At 64.8% G+C, this 16,192-nt stretch carries 17 protein-coding genes; 10 read left to right on the top strand and 7 right to left on the bottom strand.

Annotated elements, in window-relative coordinates; translation table 11 throughout:
- Positions 1 to 24: 24 nt before the first annotated feature.
- Positions 25 to 459, bottom strand: coding sequence for an effector binding domain-containing protein (locus ACIBW7_RS22235; protein ID WP_397049158.1), 435 nt, complete (start codon positions 457 to 459; stop codon positions 25 to 27).
- A complete protein-coding gene (locus tag ACIBW7_RS22230; RefSeq protein ID WP_063036734.1) occupies positions 456 to 899 on the bottom strand; it encodes a GyrI-like domain-containing protein in 444 nt (147 codons plus the stop codon). Before ACIBW7_RS22230 ends, ACIBW7_RS22235 begins: the two co-directional genes overlap by 4 nt.
- A gap of 241 nt (positions 900 to 1,140) precedes the next feature.
- On the opposite strand from ACIBW7_RS22230, the gene ACIBW7_RS22225 reads away from it, so the two are divergent.
- Together ACIBW7_RS22225 and ACIBW7_RS22220 are read left to right on the top strand one after the other, a co-directional pair.
- Entirely contained in the window at positions 1,141 to 2,430 is a 1,290-nt protein-coding gene (locus ACIBW7_RS22225) for a M20 family metallopeptidase (protein ID WP_397049155.1), read from the top strand.
- A gap of 19 nt (positions 2,431 to 2,449) precedes the next feature.
- Complete coding sequence (locus ACIBW7_RS22220) at positions 2,450 to 3,172, top strand: uracil-DNA glycosylase (protein ID WP_397049153.1); 723 nt, start codon at positions 2,450 to 2,452, stop codon at positions 3,170 to 3,172.
- Positions 3,173 to 3,181: 9 nt separating this feature from the next.
- Here the strand turns inward: ACIBW7_RS22220 and ACIBW7_RS22215 are convergent, their stop codons facing one another.
- Positions 3,182 to 3,856 (bottom strand): hypothetical protein, encoded by a 675-nt coding sequence (locus tag ACIBW7_RS22215; RefSeq protein WP_397049151.1) that lies wholly within the window; start codon positions 3,854 to 3,856, stop codon positions 3,182 to 3,184.
- Between the two features lie 453 nt (positions 3,857 to 4,309).
- On the opposite strand from ACIBW7_RS22215, the gene ACIBW7_RS22210 reads away from it, so the two are divergent.
- Positions 4,310 to 5,560 (top strand): KasA/KasB family beta-ketoacyl-ACP synthase, encoded by a 1,251-nt coding sequence (locus tag ACIBW7_RS22210; protein ID WP_397049149.1) that lies wholly within the window; start codon positions 4,310 to 4,312, stop codon positions 5,558 to 5,560.
- Here the strand turns inward: ACIBW7_RS22210 and ACIBW7_RS22205 are convergent.
- Both ACIBW7_RS22205 and ACIBW7_RS22200 read right to left on the bottom strand, forming a co-directional pair.
- Positions 5,557 to 6,408: a GNAT family N-acetyltransferase gene (locus ACIBW7_RS22205; protein ID WP_397049147.1), complete on the bottom strand. Its 852-nt coding sequence runs from the start codon at positions 6,406 to 6,408 to the stop codon at positions 5,557 to 5,559. The two genes, ACIBW7_RS22210 and ACIBW7_RS22205, sit on opposite strands and share 4 nt — an antisense overlap.
- A gap of 84 nt (positions 6,409 to 6,492) precedes the next feature.
- The gene (locus ACIBW7_RS22200; protein WP_397049145.1) at positions 6,493 to 7,419 is read right to left on the bottom strand and encodes a cyclase family protein; all 927 of its coding nucleotides are present in this window, start codon (positions 7,417 to 7,419) and stop codon (positions 6,493 to 6,495) included.
- 247 nt (positions 7,420 to 7,666) lie between these two features.
- Between ACIBW7_RS22200 and ACIBW7_RS22195 the strand changes: the two genes are divergently transcribed.
- Positions 7,667 to 8,557, top strand: coding sequence for an alpha/beta fold hydrolase (locus tag ACIBW7_RS22195; protein WP_397049143.1), 891 nt, complete (start codon positions 7,667 to 7,669; stop codon positions 8,555 to 8,557).
- A gap of 136 nt (positions 8,558 to 8,693) precedes the next feature.
- Positions 8,694 to 9,497 (top strand): SDR family oxidoreductase, encoded by an 804-nt coding sequence (locus tag ACIBW7_RS22190; RefSeq protein WP_397049141.1) that lies wholly within the window; start codon positions 8,694 to 8,696, stop codon positions 9,495 to 9,497.
- Between the two features lie 232 nt (positions 9,498 to 9,729).
- Here the strand turns inward: ACIBW7_RS22190 and ACIBW7_RS22185 are convergent, their stop codons facing one another.
- Positions 9,730 to 10,041, bottom strand: a complete 312-nt coding sequence (locus ACIBW7_RS22185) for a hypothetical protein (RefSeq protein ID WP_397049139.1) — start codon at positions 10,039 to 10,041, stop codon at positions 9,730 to 9,732.
- A 248-nt stretch (positions 10,042 to 10,289) separates the two neighbouring features.
- On the opposite strand from ACIBW7_RS22185, the gene ACIBW7_RS22180 reads away from it, so the two are divergent.
- Positions 10,290 to 10,913, top strand: coding sequence for an antibiotic biosynthesis monooxygenase (locus ACIBW7_RS22180; RefSeq protein ID WP_397049137.1), 624 nt, complete (start codon positions 10,290 to 10,292; stop codon positions 10,911 to 10,913).
- A 139-nt stretch (positions 10,914 to 11,052) separates the two neighbouring features.
- On the opposite strand, the gene ACIBW7_RS22175 is transcribed toward ACIBW7_RS22180, so the two are convergent.
- Entirely contained in the window at positions 11,053 to 12,603 is a 1,551-nt protein-coding gene (locus ACIBW7_RS22175) for an AMP-binding protein (protein ID WP_397049135.1), read from the bottom strand.
- Positions 12,604 to 12,746: 143 nt separating this feature from the next.
- Here ACIBW7_RS22175 and ACIBW7_RS22170 point away from each other — a divergent pair, with 143 nt between their 5' ends.
- The 4 genes from ACIBW7_RS22170 (at position 12,747) to ACIBW7_RS22155 (ending at position 15,718) form a co-directional block, all read left to right on the top strand.
- Positions 12,747 to 13,451: a class I SAM-dependent methyltransferase gene (locus ACIBW7_RS22170; protein WP_397049133.1), complete on the top strand. Its 705-nt coding sequence runs from the start codon at positions 12,747 to 12,749 to the stop codon at positions 13,449 to 13,451.
- Positions 13,452 to 13,565: 114 nt separating this feature from the next.
- Entirely contained in the window at positions 13,566 to 13,862 is a 297-nt protein-coding gene (locus ACIBW7_RS22165) for a hypothetical protein (RefSeq protein WP_397049131.1), read from the top strand.
- 170 nt (positions 13,863 to 14,032) lie between these two features.
- A complete protein-coding gene (locus ACIBW7_RS22160) occupies positions 14,033 to 15,052 on the top strand; it encodes a DUF6492 family protein (RefSeq protein WP_397049129.1) in 1,020 nt (339 codons plus the stop codon).
- Positions 15,053 to 15,202: 150 nt separating this feature from the next.
- Positions 15,203 to 15,718: a GNAT family N-acetyltransferase gene (locus ACIBW7_RS22155; RefSeq protein WP_397049127.1), complete on the top strand. Its 516-nt coding sequence runs from the start codon at positions 15,203 to 15,205 to the stop codon at positions 15,716 to 15,718.
- The last annotated feature ends 474 nt before the right edge of the window (positions 15,719 to 16,192 follow it).

Genomic DNA, 16,192 nt, shown 5'->3' with positions numbered 1-16,192 from the left:
TGACGCAGCTAATGCGCAGCAATCTCAGACCAGGATGGAGATGTACAGTTCGACCGACTCCAGCCCACGCCAGATCTCGATTTCCTCCCGGTACGCACGGGTGATCTCGGCGGATGCCGTCGCGTCGTCGACCTGGGCCCACACATCCTCGACGGGATCGTGGTAGTCCCCGTTCGGCTCGAACCGAGCGTAGACACCCTTGGGCACCTTGACCAGTACGTCACCCACCGGAACCGCACTCGGATCGGGGTACTCGAAACACACGACGGCGTTGTAGTTTCCGGCCGGATCCGGCACGTAGACCGTGTACATCGGCTGGTCCGCGCCCGCGCGGTCACGCAGCCGATCCTTGAGGAATTCGATCAGGTCGCTATTGCTGACCTTGAAGCTCGGACGTACCCGCGGCACCACCAGACCGCCGTAGATGGCCTCGCGGCGCACCACGATCGCATATGTCATCGCGCCTCGACCGCCAGGTAGAGATCGATTTTGTAGGCGTGCGGATAACACTCGAAATCGCCGGTGTAGGTGCGTTTTATCTGGTTGTGTTCCTCGGCATAGGCAATCTGCGTCCACAGGTCCGTCATCACCTGCGGAAAGTTACCGACCGAGGAGAACCTGGCATAGGTGCCGCGCGGTAGCCGGGCCACCAGGTGGCCGCGGGTGACCTCACCGAAGGATGCGCACTCATAGCCGACGATCTGGGTGTTGTAGGTGCCGAGTTCACCGGAGTAGTCGGTGTAGGCGCTGGCCAGTTGACCGCCGAGTTCCTGATGCAGCACCGCGGCCCACGCGGCCTCGAGGTCGTGGTCACGCAGTTCCCCGAGCGCACGTTTCGGGCTGCGCACCGGGAGCCCGGCAACCCACGTCTCGTCTCGCTCGACGATTTCAAACTGCATGGAAAGACTCTTTCGAGGTGAACCCGGGGGCGTTGCCCGCATCCGGTCGGCCAGAAAGGCCATGCTATCAACTCGACCGCGTGGTCCGGCTCACATGTCCGGGTCGTTATGCACACCTCACTGCCACCTCGAACTGGTCGTGCGACCTGTACTCAAACAGATGGCTATCGATGCATAGTGGACATGATCGTCTCGTCTATCGCTGATCGTATGGCATCCCGGCACGACGAACGGAGTTCAGATGACTGCAGGCGCGATCTATGACGAATTGGACAGGCGCGCGGCACAAGTGGCCGATCAGGTGATCAAATGGCGACACCATCTGCACCAGCATCCCGAACTGTCCAACCGCGAATCGAATACCGCCGCATTCATCGCCGATCATCTGCGCTCGCTGAATCTGGACGAGGTGCGCACCGGCATCGCCGGACACGGCATCGTCGGCGTGCTGCGCGGCGGTATGGGCGGCGACCGGACGATCGCACTGCGCGCCGATATCGACGCACTGCCGGTACCCGACCTGTGCGGTGCCGATTTCGCATCGAAGGTCGTGGACAACGACTATCCCGGCGGACCGTTCCCGGTCTCGCACGCCTGCGGCCACGACTGCCACACCGCGATGCTGATGGGTGCCGCCTCGGTGCTGACCGGCGTGCGCGACCGCCTGCCGGGCACGGTGCTCTTCGTCTTCCAGCCCGCGGAGGAAGGGCCGCCGGTCGACGAAAAGGGCGGCGCCAAGCAGATGCTCGCCGAGGGCGCACTGGACGATCCGGCGCCGACCATGGCGTTCGGCTTCCACGTCACGCCATATCCCAAGGGCTACCTCGGATATCGGATCGGCAATCAGTTCGGCGCCTCCTGTCTGGCGAAGATCACCATCACCGGACAGCAGGTACACGGGTCCACACCGTGGATGGGCGTGGACCCGATGCCCGCCGCGGGCGCCGTACTCACCGGCATCGGCCAGTTGTACCGGCAGGTCAGCGCATTCGATCCGTTCACCGTCAGCATCGGCCACGTGGAGGATGTGGGCCGGTTCAATATCATCGGGCAGACCGTGACGCTGTGGGGCACCATCCGCTGCGCGGTCGAGACCGATATGGGCGATATCCAGAAGCGCCTGGACACCCTCGCCGCGCATTCGGCCCAGGCCTACGGCTGTTCGGCGACAGTCGAATACCTGCAGGACGTGCCCGCCGTGCACAACACCGAGGAGTGGATCAACGCGGGGCTGCCGACATTCCAGCGCGTCGCCGGGGCCGATAAGGTCACCCCGACGATCCCGACGCTGGGCTATGACGATGTCTCCGAATTCGTCAACAAGTACGGTGGCCTATATGTGACCCTCGGCGTGCAGGATTCGGAAATCGACCCGAAAACCGGTATGCCCGTGCCGCTTCCGGGTGGCCGGGGTATGGCGATGAATCACAATCCGCACTTCTACGCCGACGACGGCCCGCTCGTTACCGGTGTGCGGCTGCACGCGCACGTCGCCCATGACCACCTGACCGGCCTGCTCGCGCCGAAATGACCCGCGGCACCATGTGATCGTGTGCGAGACCATCGCCGAACTCGACGCCGCGGTCGCGGATTGCTTCGCCTGCCCGCGACTGGTCGCCTGGCGCGAACAGGCGGCCAGGGAGAAGCGCGCCGCATACCGCGACGAAACCTATTGGGGCAGGGCCGTTCCCGGCTACGGCCCGGATGACGCACGACTGCTGATCGTCGGGCTCGCCCCAGCCGCCCACGGCGGCAACAGGACCGGGCGAATGTTCACCGGCGACCGCAGTGGCGACTTCCTCTACGCAGCCATGTACAACGTCGGGCTGACCAATCAACCTACGGCGGTGCACCGCGAGGACGGACTGCGGCTGATCGGCGCTCGGGTCACCGCGCCGGTGCACTGCGCGCCGCCCGACAATAAGCCGACACCCGACGAGCGGGACCGCTGCAGTCACTGGCTGAAGACCGAATTGGGCCTGCTCACACCGACATTGCGGGCGGTGGTCGTACTCGGCGCGTTCGGCTGGCAGGCACTGCTTCCGGTGCTTGCCGCCTCGGGCTGGACCGTCCCGCGTCCGCGTCCCAAATTCGGGCACGGCACTCATGTTGTGCTGCCGCCGACCGTCGACGATCGTGTGCCGCTTCACCTGTTCGGCTGCTACCACGTCAGCCAGCAGAACACCTTCACCGGTCGGCTCACTCCCGACATGCTCGAAACAGTGCTGGCCGCTGCGGCGACCGCTGCGGGTCTTCCAGGCCGCCGGAGCTGAACGCAAGACTCAGGATGGCGCGGTGATCTTGGTAATAACGGTGACGCCCTCGTGCGGCGCGACGGTGACGAACTGTCGATAGGTACGCACTGTCGCATCTAGTCGGAACTCGGTGATGACGACGTCGAAGCGACCGTCGGGCATCGGGGTGATCATTACGCAGTGCTGAGTGCCCGGCGGGATCGATTTGATGCCCGCATCGATCAAAGCGACCGAGGACACCGCCGCCTCCGATGTGGTCAGGGCGCGGGCGTCCGAGCCCGAGCGGGTCACGTAGTAGGCATATTGGAAGGCCAGGATCACATCCGGCCCGGATTCGGTCGATCCGGTTCCGTTGCCGCGCACCAACTGTTCGGTGCGCGTCGGCTCGCAGTTCGGTCCGCCGCCGAGCACCCGATCGGTGATCGTGGCCGTCGACTGCCGGGTATTGCTCGCCTCGGCCGTATACACGAGCACCAATGCCACCGCCGCCAGCGTCCCGAAGACCGCGGCACTGCCGACCAGCCAGGGCCGACGCGGCGGACGCCGCTTCCGGCGAGGTGGGCGCGTCGGCGGGACGACACGTGGTGCGGGGCCGGGCGGTAGCATGCCTGGCCACAGCGGGTCGGCCGAGCGACTCACGCGCCTGCTGACGTGCAACGCGGCGGTATCGCCGCCGGACTCGGCTGTGTTCGACGACACCATGATCTCGCCACACCCCTTCACCGGTGCCGCTGGGGCGACCCTTTCAATGCCGTTGTGCAATAACAAGATTGCATAGATGCGTCGGTAAGGCGACAGAATGGGCCGGAGAGAACCGGTCAACGGACCAGCACGCTACGCCCGAACCGCCCGGGGAGGAGGGCGGTTCCTGCGACTTTGGAGGTTTCCCACAAGCGCCGGGCCGAAGGTTCGTAACGACGGGCATACCGTGATCAATCCGCGCCGGTATGCTCTTCCGGGAACGATGTCCAGCGAAAATACCAGCTCAGCAGCGCATTTCGGTGCATGCGGCGGCATAGTAGAACGCCTGCGACGATGCCGCACGACAACGATGTCCGGCCGCCGTAGTCCGTCGAACGCCTGTCCAATTCAGATAAGGCACTCGCCAGGACACCGAAAACTGCGTTATCGGAAGAGAAACCAGGAGCGACTCTCGTGCGAAACCTCTTTACTGCCGACGGGCGATTCCCGAATGTCGTCGTGACGAGTCTCGCGGCGACCACCTCCATCGCGGGTGATGTCGACGCGACCTGGAAGGGACTCCTCAACGGCGAGAGCGGGATCGACGTGCTGGAGGATCCCTTCGTCGAGGAGTACGACCTCCCCGTCCGCATCGGCGGTCACCTGAAGGTTCGCCCCGAAACCCTGCTGACCCGGGTCGAACAGCGCCGGATGGCCTATGTCGAACAGCTCGCGACTGTTCTCGGACGCGAGGTATGGCGCAATGCGGGCAGTCCGGAGGTGGATCCCGAGCGGCTCGGTGTGGCGATCGGCACCGGACTCGGCGGCGCCGATGCGATCACCGATGCGAACAACAAGCTGAAAAACGGTGGCTACCGCAAGATTTCGCCACTGGCCGTGCAGATGATCATGCCGAATGGCCCGTCGGCCGTCGTCGGTCTCGAACTGAAGGCAAAAGCAGGCGTGATCACGCCGGTCTCGGCGTGCTCTTCCGGGTCCGAAGCAATTGTCAACGCGTGGCGCATGATCGCGATGGGTGACGCCGATATGGTCGTCACCGGCGGCGTCGAGGGATACATCGATGTACTCCCGATCGCGGCCTTCACCATGATGCGCGCGATGAGCACCCGCAACGACGACCCGAAGGGCGCCTCGCGTCCGTTCGACAAGGATCGCGACGGTTTCGTCTTCGGTGAGGCCGGCGCGCTGATGGTCATCGAGACCGAGGAGCATGCCAAGGCTCGTGGTGCGACCATCCACGCGCGCCTGCTCGGTGCCGGAATCACTTCCGACGGTTACCATTTGGTCGCTCCGGCACCGGATGGCGATGGCGCGGCCCGCGCGATGACCCGGGCCATGCAGATCGCAGGTCTCACGCCGAAGGACATCACCCACATCAACGCGCACGCGACCGCGACGCCCATCGGTGACACCGCCGAAGCGAACGCGATCAACAAGGCCGTGGGCAATCACGCTTCGGTGTACGCGCCGAAGTCGGCACTGGGGCATTCGATCGGCGCGGTGGGCGCACTGGAATCGATTCTGACCGTGCTCAGCATCCGCGACGGCGTCGTGCCGCCGACCCTGAACCTGGACAACCTCGATCCCGAAATCGATCTGGATGTGGTGCACGGCGAGGCGCGCAACCAGGAGATCGAGTACGCGATCAACAACTCGTTCGGTTTCGGCGGGCACAATGTCGCGCTCGCCTTCGGCCGGTATTAGCGGACGAGAATGGCACGCGGGTAGAGCAGCTGGAAACCGAGCTTCTGCACGTTCTGCTGTGACTTCGAACCCGGCAGTGTCGTAACCACCGCGAGGTCACAACCCGCGGCCGCCGCGGCGGCGAGGCGCATCGACAGCAGTGCGCCCTGCACGCCGCGGCGGCGGAATTCGGGCAGGGTTGCCGCACCGCACAATTGGGCTACGCCGTCGCTGAGGCGCAGGCTCGCGCCGCCGACGGGCTTACCGTCGATCATGGCGAGCGAGCCGACGAAACCGCTTGTCGCGGTGAGGTCCCGCTCGGCCCGTTCGATGGCCTCGCGCGGGAATTCCTCATGCGAGGCGACGCCCTGGATGTCCGGGGTGGCGAAGCCGTCGACGACGACGTTCACCCAGGTCTCGAATTCGTCGTGCCCGACATCGCGGATCTCGATGTCCTCGGCCAGCTGCGGCTGCCGCCCCGGCTGGAGCCGCAACCCCAGCACGTTTTCGAATCCGAACAGCACATAGCCGCGGCGCGTCAAGCGTTCGACAACGGCCGGATCGGCCAGCGTGGAGACCTCGACCTGGACCGGCGCCTCCCGCTCGGCGAAGGCCTGTTCGACCGCGTCCAACTCGGCGTCATCGAAGGCAGCGCCGTTCATACCGACGCCGACCACCTTATCGAGCGGTGAACCCGGGCCCGCCCACACCGCGAGGCCGCCGCCGATGGGGCGCACCAGCACTCGCTGCTGTGGGTCGCGGCGGGCGGCCGCGCGGGCGCCCTCCTCGATCAGCGTGCGTTCGGCGTGCTCGACCCGCGAGGCGAGGTCCTGTCCGGCGAACAAACCCGGGGCGAATTCAGTCGGCATAAGGCATTCCTACCTTGTCGGTAGCACCGGATTCACCTGGTTTTACCGCCGAGCGGGTTCGGCGTGTCGCTCGTTGTAGTTCGGTCAGAGAATCGCGACCGGTGCGACGGGAGTTCCGGTCGCACCGACAAACGGTTCGGGCATCGCGCTGAGCAGGAATTCGTAGCGTCCCTCCGTCGCGCACACCCGCGACAGCTCCTCCAGATTCCAGTTCTGCCCCTGCAACATGCCCATTTCGACCAGGTGTAGGGCGTGCACCGCCAGCCACCCGCCCTCGATCTCGGGTGGGAAGATCTCGAAGGTCAGGGTGTCATTGGCGACGGCCGCGACATCGCGGGCATGGAACCATTCCGGGCAGCGGATCGAAAGGCCCGGCGCGGGAACGGCATAGCCGTGTTTATCGCCGGCCAGATACAGCTGCATCTGACCGGTCCGCACCAGCACCACGTCCCCGCCACGAACCTCCGTGCGCGCCAACTCCTCGGCGGCCCGAAGATCCTCGGGCGTGACGGCGTGGTCAGTGGGTAGTCGATCGACTCCGCGGGCGGCGGCTACGTCGAGCAGTACACCGCGCGAGACGACATGCCCGGCCTTATCGATGCCGCTGAAGGCAGCTCCACCGTGCGCTGTGATGGTGTCGGCCGAACGCCCGTTGTAGATCCGGCCCGAGTGCGAGACGTGGGTCAGCGCATCCCAATGTGTACCGGCTTGCAGGCCCATGGTTACCGCGTCGTCACTGGTGGCGACCGATCCGGACCCGAACATTTCCCAGTTCAACGCGATCATCGAATGCAACGGATCGACTCGGCCTGGTATCAGGCCGGTCTGTATTCCGTTCTGCTGCAATGGAACTGCCAGGGCAACTCGGTGACCAGTATGCACGGTCGCCGCCGCATCCCGGACAACATCGTCGGTGATCAGATTGAGCGTGCCGATCTCGTCATCGTCACCCCAACGCCCCCAGTTATTGACGCGCTCGGCGATTTCGAGCAGTTCCGGAGGCAGTGCCATGGCGGCAATGTACCCTGCGCGCCGAACACATTCGATTCACTTGTGGCCGTCCCGAGCGATGAGGACCGAGCAGTCGGCGTGGCGGGCGGCCTTCTCGGCGGAGGCGCCGATGAATCGACCCCAGATCGCGAATGTCCACTGCGGCCGAGGACCATCGGTCCGGCGACGCGCTATCCGACCACGGGCGGTGGCCGAATCCGACTCCAGAAGGTGGTTCGGCAGACAGTCGGCGAACTATCGTGAACGTATGCCTGTTACCGACGGTACCGAACCGCCAGTCATCCCCGGTGTGCGCCGGTCCTTCGTGACAGCTCGCGATGTCCGGTTCCACGTCACCGAATCCGGACCCGAGGACGGCCGCCCGGTCGTGCTGCTGCACGGCTGGCCACAGCACCACTACGCCTACCGGGATCTCCTGGCCGACCCGCCCGAAGGACTCCGGATCATCGCCCCCGACCTGCCCGGATACGGTTGGTCGGGCCCCGCGCCGCATCGGTGGTCGAAGGAGGAAGTCGCCTCCGATGTATTTGCGCTCCTCGATGCGCTCGGCCTAGAGCGCGTGCTGCTCGTCGGCCACGACTGGGGCGGCTACATCGGCTATCGCATGGTGCTGCGCGAACCCGACCGCTTCGACGGCTACCTGGTGCTGAATATGGCCCATCCGTGGGTACCGCCGACGACGGTCATGCGACAGATCTGGCGCTTCCTCACCTACCAGCCGCTGGTCGCCACGGTGGGTGTACCGCTGCAGCAGCGCACCCGCTTCCTCGAATTGCTCATCAGACGGGCGATCACCGACCGCAGCACGGTCAGCCCCGAGGTGATCCGCATCTTCGCCGACCGCTTCCGCGATCCGGTCTGCGCCCGCGCCGCCACCGATACCTACCGCACCTTCTGGCTGCGCGAAATCCCGGAAGCCGCACGTCATCCCGAACGCCGCCGTGTCACCATCCCGATCCGCGTCCTCTTCGGCGTCGACGACCCCGCCGTCCACCGCTCCCTCGCCGCCGCCGAAACCGCCCGCGGCGCCGACGACTACACCTTCGAACCGGTAACCGGCTGTGGGCATTTCGTCGCCGACGAACGCCCCGAACTCGTACGCGCCCGCCTGATCGAACTCGCGGCTGACACGAAGTAGCCTATGCCACTCCGGCTTTCGCGCCAGTACCTGGATAATGCGACCGTTGGCCGAACCGAGGAGAACCCATGAGCGAGCGAATCAACAGCACAGCGCCCTCGGGCGTGGCCGTGTCGAGCGCTGGCGAGGCGCGGTCGTGAGCCGACTGGCAGTCGTGACCGGTGCGTCGTCCGGGATCGGAAAAGCAACGGCCGCGGCCCTGGTGGCGCGCGGCTTCCAAGTGATCGGGACGAGCCGGAATCCGGAGTCGATCCCGGCAGCCGACCGAGTCGCGGATATCGACTATCGCGCGCTCGATCTGACCGATGCCGAGTCGATCCGCGCATTCGTCGACGGGCTGGATGGTGTCGATGTGTTGATCAACAATGCAGGCGAAAGCCAGGCCGGACCGCTGGCCGAACTACCGACCGCGGCGGTCGAACGGCTGTTCCAGCTCAATGTGCTCGGGCCGGTCGCGCTCACCCAAGCGGTGCTACCCGGAATGCGGAGCCGTGGCTACGGGCGGGTGGTCATGGTCGGCTCCATGCTGGCCAGCTTTCCGATGCCGTATCGGTCTTCTTACGTCGCAACCAAGGCAGCCGTGCGGGGATTCGCCACCGCGGCGCGATTCGAGGAGTCGCCGTTCGGCGTGTGGATCACCGCCGTCGAACCGGGCCAGATCGATACCGGGCTGCGTGAGCGGCGCGCCAAGTACATCGACGAAAACTCCCCGCACACCGCGGATTTCACCCGCTTCATGACCGCACTCGATCAGCAGCAGGCCAAAGGTATTACACCACAACGGGTTGCCGCCACCATCGTCTCCGCCGTCGAGGACCGGCGGCCGCGGCCGCTGTATGCGGTCGGCAGCAACGCACCCGCCATGTTCGCGCTGCGTCGCCTGCTGCCGCGCACGGTCATCGAGAAGGTCATCGCCAGAGCCTACGGGTTGTCCCGGTGATCGCCTGCGGCTCGAACGGGTGATCATCGGCGGCGTCGATACCGGCGGCAGCCGATAGGTCCACGGCAGATACGGCCGTTCGGCTCGAACAACTGCCGGGCGATCTCCGCCGATACCGACCAGGCCAGCGACACGGAGCAGCGGCCGCTCGGCAATTGAGTCATCGACCTGCTGCGACCGTGGAGCCGGATCGGCTATACGCCGTCGTATACCTGCCGAGTGCCGGCCTTGTTCATCTGTACCGCGATGCACCCGTCCTCGGCAGCGTCGAAGTCACCGCGATAACGGCCCGACCGGCATCGCGGATGATGCGGTCGAGGTCGTCGATGATGTCGCTGATCGTCTCTCGGGTCCGATCCGCCTGCGCGGATGCGGCCGGCTCCCTGTCGAATTCGATACCGATCTTGTTGAGCTGCAGTCCGGTATCGAGCAGACTTCGAACCAGGTTATCCGCGATCTCAGCGAAAGCGACTGTGTTGCTGTCCCATTCGCCACCAAGGGGCTGGCGATGGGTGGTGATGTGGTCGAACCGCTTGTCCCACATAATAATTCCTCTTGCCGGACAGGTTCACTGCCTGCCAACGGCCGCCGATTTGCCTGGAATTCTTTCAGCGCCGGAAGTACCCCGCATCGAGATACCGCAAACTCCTGAGGCCGCAGCGGCAATCTCCGACCCTCGACAAACGTTGCGCGAAGTGTGCTGAGCCTATTGCCATGAGCGCCGCAGCGGAGCAGTGTGAACATGTCGGTGGCGCCACCGGGGCGCTGCCCTGAACACCGAGGGAGTCGCTCGTGTACGCACGTTCTACCACTATTCAGGCGCAACCCTCCGCTATCGACGCCGGGATTGCGCACGTACGTGACGAGGTAATGCCGGCTGTGGAAGACATACCCGGGTGTGTCGGACTATCGTTGCTGGTCGATCGCCAGTCCGGCCGGTGCATCGTCACTACCTCATGGGAAACCGAGGATGCGATGAACCGCAGCGCCGACCGGGTTCGCCCCATTCGAGATCGTGCGGCCGCGGCATTCGGCGGCGGCGGCACCCAAATCGAGCAATGGGAAATCGCCGTCCTACATCGTGACCACCGCGTCCAGCAGGGTGCCTGCGCCCGCGCAGTCTGGATGAGGACCGACCCGGATCGACAGGACGCGGGAATCGAGACCTACAAATCCCAAGCCCTACCCGGTATGGAATCCCTCGACGGTTTCTGCAGCGCGAGCCTCCTGGTCGAACGGGGATCCGGCCGTGGCGTCTCCTGCGTCACCTTCGACACCGCCGATGCCATGGAACGCAACCGCGAAGAGGCAACCGCCCTGCGCGAGCGAATCACCCGTCAAGCCGGTATGGAGGTGGTCGACATGTGCGAATTCGAGTTGGCCATCGCCCACCTCCGCGTGCCCGAATTGGTGTAAATCGCACGGCTGCGGCTCCCGACCGGTTGACCGGTCGGGAGCCGTCGGCATCAGTCGGCGAGAGGCTGCTGAGCAGCCCGCCGATTCCGGCGCCGCTCACACCTTGCGCGTTGCAGCCGGCAGACCGTTCCCCTGGGAATCAAGCTCCGTAAAGCGCCCGGAGTTCGCGTTTGTACACTTTGCCCGATTCGTCCCGCGGCAAAGCCGGGACCACGCGCACGTGTGTCGGAATTTTGTAGCGAGCAATCCGGTCGGCGAGACCCGCACGAATTCCACTCTCGGTAAGTGCTGTCCCGGATCGCGCAACGACATGTGCCGCGACCGCTTCCCCCAAATCGCCCGCATGTGGAACGCCGAATACGGCAACGTCCTCCACCCCATCGAGAGCAGCAATAGCGGCCTCGATTTCGGCAGGGTAGATATTGACGCCTCCCGAGATAATGATCTCGCTGGAGCGTCCGGTGAGGTAGAGATAGCCGTCGTCGTCGAGGTACCCGGTGTCACCGACGTTGAGGAAGCCGGGAACCGGGCTGGCCGCGCCGGCATCGCGGTCGAGGTACCGAAATTCGGGCCAGTAGTCGGCACCGCGAACGAACACATTCCCGATCTCGTTCGGCGGCAACGGTTTTCCGTCATCGGTAGCGACAACGACATCGGAACCGTCGGCACCACGGCCGACGCTCCCCGGATGTTCGAGCCATTCCGTGGCACTGATCCAGGTAACGGTGCCCGCCTCGGTACAGCCATAGAACTCGATCACAGCATCGCCGAACCACTCGATCGCAGCACGTTTGACGGCGGGCGGGCACGGCGCCGCGGAATGGATCAGGTGCGTCAGACTGGAAACGTCATAGCGACAAGCAATTTCGGCAGACAACGACAACAGCCGCGACAGCATCGTCGGCACCACCTTGGCCTGCGTAATCCGGTGCTCCTCGACAAGCTGCAGAAATCGCTCCGCATCCCAACGCGACATGATCGTAATGTTGGTCCCCATCCGCAGCGCCAACACCGCCACCGCATTGGGACTGGTGTGATACAGCGGCCCAGCCACCAACATCTGCCCACCCGGGGCCAATCCCATCCGTTCCGCCGTACCACCCGCGATGGACAACAGCTGATGCGGCGTCATACGTTCGCGGAGAACACCTTTCGGCGTTCCCGTAGTGCCCGATGTGTAGATGAGCCCCATCGAATCCGCAATCGCACCATCGAGATAACCGAGCGGTTCGGGATGATCCCGGATCCACTGCTCAACAGTGCTGTGCCGACCGGTGGGCTGCGCCGATGCCGGATCCAGCCCAGCTTCCTCCAGCAGTTCACTCGGCATAGCGACCTCGACGACCATCGGCCCCACCCCGGCTGTCTCACAAGCCTTCTCGATGGTGTCGATGAACTCGGTATGCGCGAGTACGACGCGAGCACCACTGTCGTCTAGGACATGCGCAACCTCGGCGGCCCGCCAGCCGGTATTGATGGGAACAGGATTGGCCCCACAGGCAGCAACCGCAAGAGAGACCTCGAGGAACTCGATGTCGTTCCGCAACATCACCGCGACGCGATCACCACGCGTGATTCCCGCCGCAACGAACGCCGAAGCAAGACACCCAGCACGGTGATGCGCCTCGGACTGGGCGCGCACCCGTCCTGCGCAGGCGATCGTCGGAGCAGCCGAGGACGCATCGTTCATGAGCGCATTCTGTCAGGCGATCGCCGAGTAGCCCGCCGCGCCGATATCGGGGCGGCCAGCGCGACGGCCCGTGCCGCAGGCATGGGCCGGACCGCCAGATCGACGACGTTGACATACACCAAGGTCACTGATACTCATATGCTATGACTGGGCCGGATGATTTCGAGTTCGAAGCCGTCTACCAAGGCACGGGTGGCCCGTTCGGGCCGGGCGTCAAACCGCCGTGGAGTATCGGGGAACCCCAGCCGGAACTCGCCACACTGATCGAGCAGGGCAAATTCCATGGCGATGTCCTCGATGTCGGATGCGGAGAGGCGGCGATCTCGCTGTATCTGGCCGAGCGGGGCTACACCACCGTGGGACTGGATCTGTCGCCGACCGCGATCGAATTGGCCCGCGCCGAGGCGACCAAGCGCGGTTTGGCCAACGCCTCCTTCGAGGTCGCCGACGTCACCTCCTTCACCGGCTACGACGGTCGCTTCGACACGATCGTCGACAGCACGCTGTTTCATTCGATCCCGGTCGAATCGCGGGCGGGCTACCAGCAGTCGATCGTGCGCGCAGCGGCGCCGGGCGCGTCGTATTTCGCGCTGGTGTTCGACCGGACCGCCCTGCCCGAAGTACCCGTACCGGGGCCGGCGCCGGTCACCGCTGACGAGCTTCGCGAAGCAGTGGAGAAGTACTGGGTGATCGATGAGATCAGGCCAGCGCGAATCCATGGCAACCTGCCTGTCGGCGACTTCGGGCCGACGGCCGACGGCCCGAGGTTCCGGTTCGAGGGCATCCGCGACGAACCCAATGGCCGCAAGTCGGTTCCCGCCTGGCTGCTGTGCGCCCGGCTGGGCTGATCCTCCACAAAGCCAGTCCACGAGCTGCAGGGAAACTTACTCGAGCGGGTACGAACATTTCGTCGCGCCGGCGGCCGCGCTCGTCGAGAGATTCGGGCGTGTCAAGCTGACGGGGTGAAGTCGGAGGCGGCGGAGATACTCGACATCCTCGATCAGGTGATGGCGATCGTGCAGGCCGGGCCGCAGGATATGAGCTGGCAATCGCGGTATGCGGATGCGGCGGAGCTCGTGGGCGATCTCACCGACCATTCCGAGCTGATTCGGCGAGGTGATATGAGCCGGTTGCCCGATCTGAGATTTCTGTTCGTCGCGACCGGCCCGCTGTGTGAGATCGCGGCCAGCAGTGGATGGTTGGAGACTTACGCGGTGCTGGGCAACCAGTTCGATCGGTTGTACGAGCGGTTGCGATAGCGCGCGTTGAGGGCACAGGCGTTTCAGGGGTGTGCCGAACCAGTCTGAGAGCGCTTCGCGCAGCGCGGTCGTGGCGATGTCGGTGAGGAAATGCTGAGGGCCCAACGCTTTTCGAGCCACGAGGCCGGGCTATGGTTACCGGCGACGATCAGCCTACGGGGAGCGTGAACGTGACCGAAACTGCGCGCCTACCGCCGATCGAGGTCATGATCCCGGTAGCAGCCAAGGATCTGCCCGGCCTCGACGCCTGTATCACCGGACTGAGGGCACACTGCCGCAATCCGATCCGATCGGTGAATATCGTCGGGGCCGCGCGCCTGCATGCACAGGTACGGACCGAACATCTGGTGCAGTGGATCGATGAGGAAGCGGTCTCACCGACACCGGCCTCCATCGAGGCGGCCCTGCGCACAGCGGGCGGCGATCACCATAATTCGTCCTGGTATTTCCAGCAGCTGATCAAACTGAACTGCTTCCGCATCCTGGCGAGCATGGTCCAGCACATCCTGGTGCTCGACGCGGATTACGCGCTCGTCGACGATGTCGTGTTCGTCGAAAACGATGCCAGATCTTATCTGGCACTCGGCTATCCGCTGCAATGGCGCCTCGACACCCGCCGGCACGCGATCCCCGACCGTCACTCCGCGATCACCGCAGCGACCCGGCTGCTCGCCGAGTGGCGACCGGTCGACCCCTACAGCGGGATGCAGCATCACATGGTGTTCGACAGACAAATCCTCGCGGACCTGATGCGGCGAGTCGAAGACCAGCACCGGCGACCGTTCTGGGAGGCATTCCTGGCGACGATTGAACACGCCAAATGGACCGGCGCTTCGGAGTATGTGCTCTACCGCCACTTCGCAGCGAAGTTCTTCCCGGAACAGATCCGGTCACGACACCTCGACGCCATCGACATCATCCAGCCCGCCGAGAACGCTTTGTGGACATTGACCGACGCTGTCACCAGCCTCCGCCGGGCGGGAGTCAGGGCGATCGGATGCCACAGTTTCCTCAGCTACCGCAACCGAATCGCCACGATGGACTACATACCCGACCAGTTACGCAGCCAACTGCAAACAACGCCCGGGGCACTGCTGCTCGACCTCAACCAAGGTGCCCTCCGCATCACCCCCGCAACGCCACCCCTGGGTCGTGCCGAGCGTCTGCGTCGACCCCCTGGTACTGGGTGAAGTGTCATTCGCCGAGTGACGGCCGCCTCGCCTGGCGCCAGGAAGCCCGGAGATCGGACTTGGCCAATCGCCCAGCGCATGTCCCTGGCCCGGCTGCTGTGCGCCCGGCTGGGCTGATCCGCCACGAAGCGGTTGCGAGACCATGACGGAGTGAACGAGGCATGGCCTGACCACCTGATAGCACGGCCGTTGACTGCCAGCGACGCCCACCAGGTGGCCACCTGGCGATACAGCGGTCCGTGGCAGATCTACGACCTGACTGCTGCCGACGACCTGCTCACTGCAGCAGACGCTTACACAGCAATGGCCGACCCGGCCACAGACCGTATCGTCGGGTTCTTCTGCACCGGTCCAGAGGCGCGGGTGCCCGGCCTCGACGAGGACCCCGCCGTGATAGACCTTGGCGTCGGCCTGGATCCGAGATGGGTCGGCAGAGGTCACGGCAGCCACTTCGGCAACGCCGTACTCAGTCAGGTCCGTCGGGATCATCCATCGACTCCCATTCGCGTAACTATCCAAGCGTGGAACCTCCGGAGCAGACAGTTGGTCCGCCGGCTCGGATTCACCGAGTGCGGCCGGCACCGGTGCGCCCACAGCGGTCGAACCGTCACCTACACCGTGGCGATACTGTCCCCACCAGTTCCCGAACGCACCCACGTCGGGTGAGTGCTCGGATTACATGCCGAGCAGCTTGTGGGACAAGGGGCATGCGGATCTGCGGATCGCCCGCGAAAAGGAGCTGCGTATATCCATGAGCAGCAACGCTTCTCCCGCGCCGATTGAATCCGACGTACGACTGTCGGTGCTGGGTCATGCGCCGACGCGGGATGCGGGTGGAGGCGGAACTGGTCTTCGACGACTGCCGCCCGACCTCGGTGAGTGATCTCGGCTACGACGCCGGTTAGACCTTCGGAGGGCGTTTTGTGGAGCGGATCACCGAGCCCCGTTCCGAGTGGTAGCTCGCCGTACCCCTTGGTAGGTTTCGGCATGTCCGCGCAATGTCGCGCATCACCTTCGGTCTTTGACTCGCGGAACCTTCCTTCGATCCACAGTTGTGCGCCTCCTTCGTCATCGAAGGAGGCGGGAATCGCCATACCCTGCAGCCGATTTCGCGGTAATTCTCGACGGCGAAGTCGGCGG

The organism is Nocardia sp. NPDC049526 (genome assembly GCF_044465765.1).
Classification (GTDB): Bacteria; Actinomycetota; Actinomycetes; order Mycobacteriales; family Mycobacteriaceae; genus Nocardia.
Note: the sequence above shows the minus strand (reverse complement) of the source record. Positions and strands in the feature narration are given on the sequence as shown.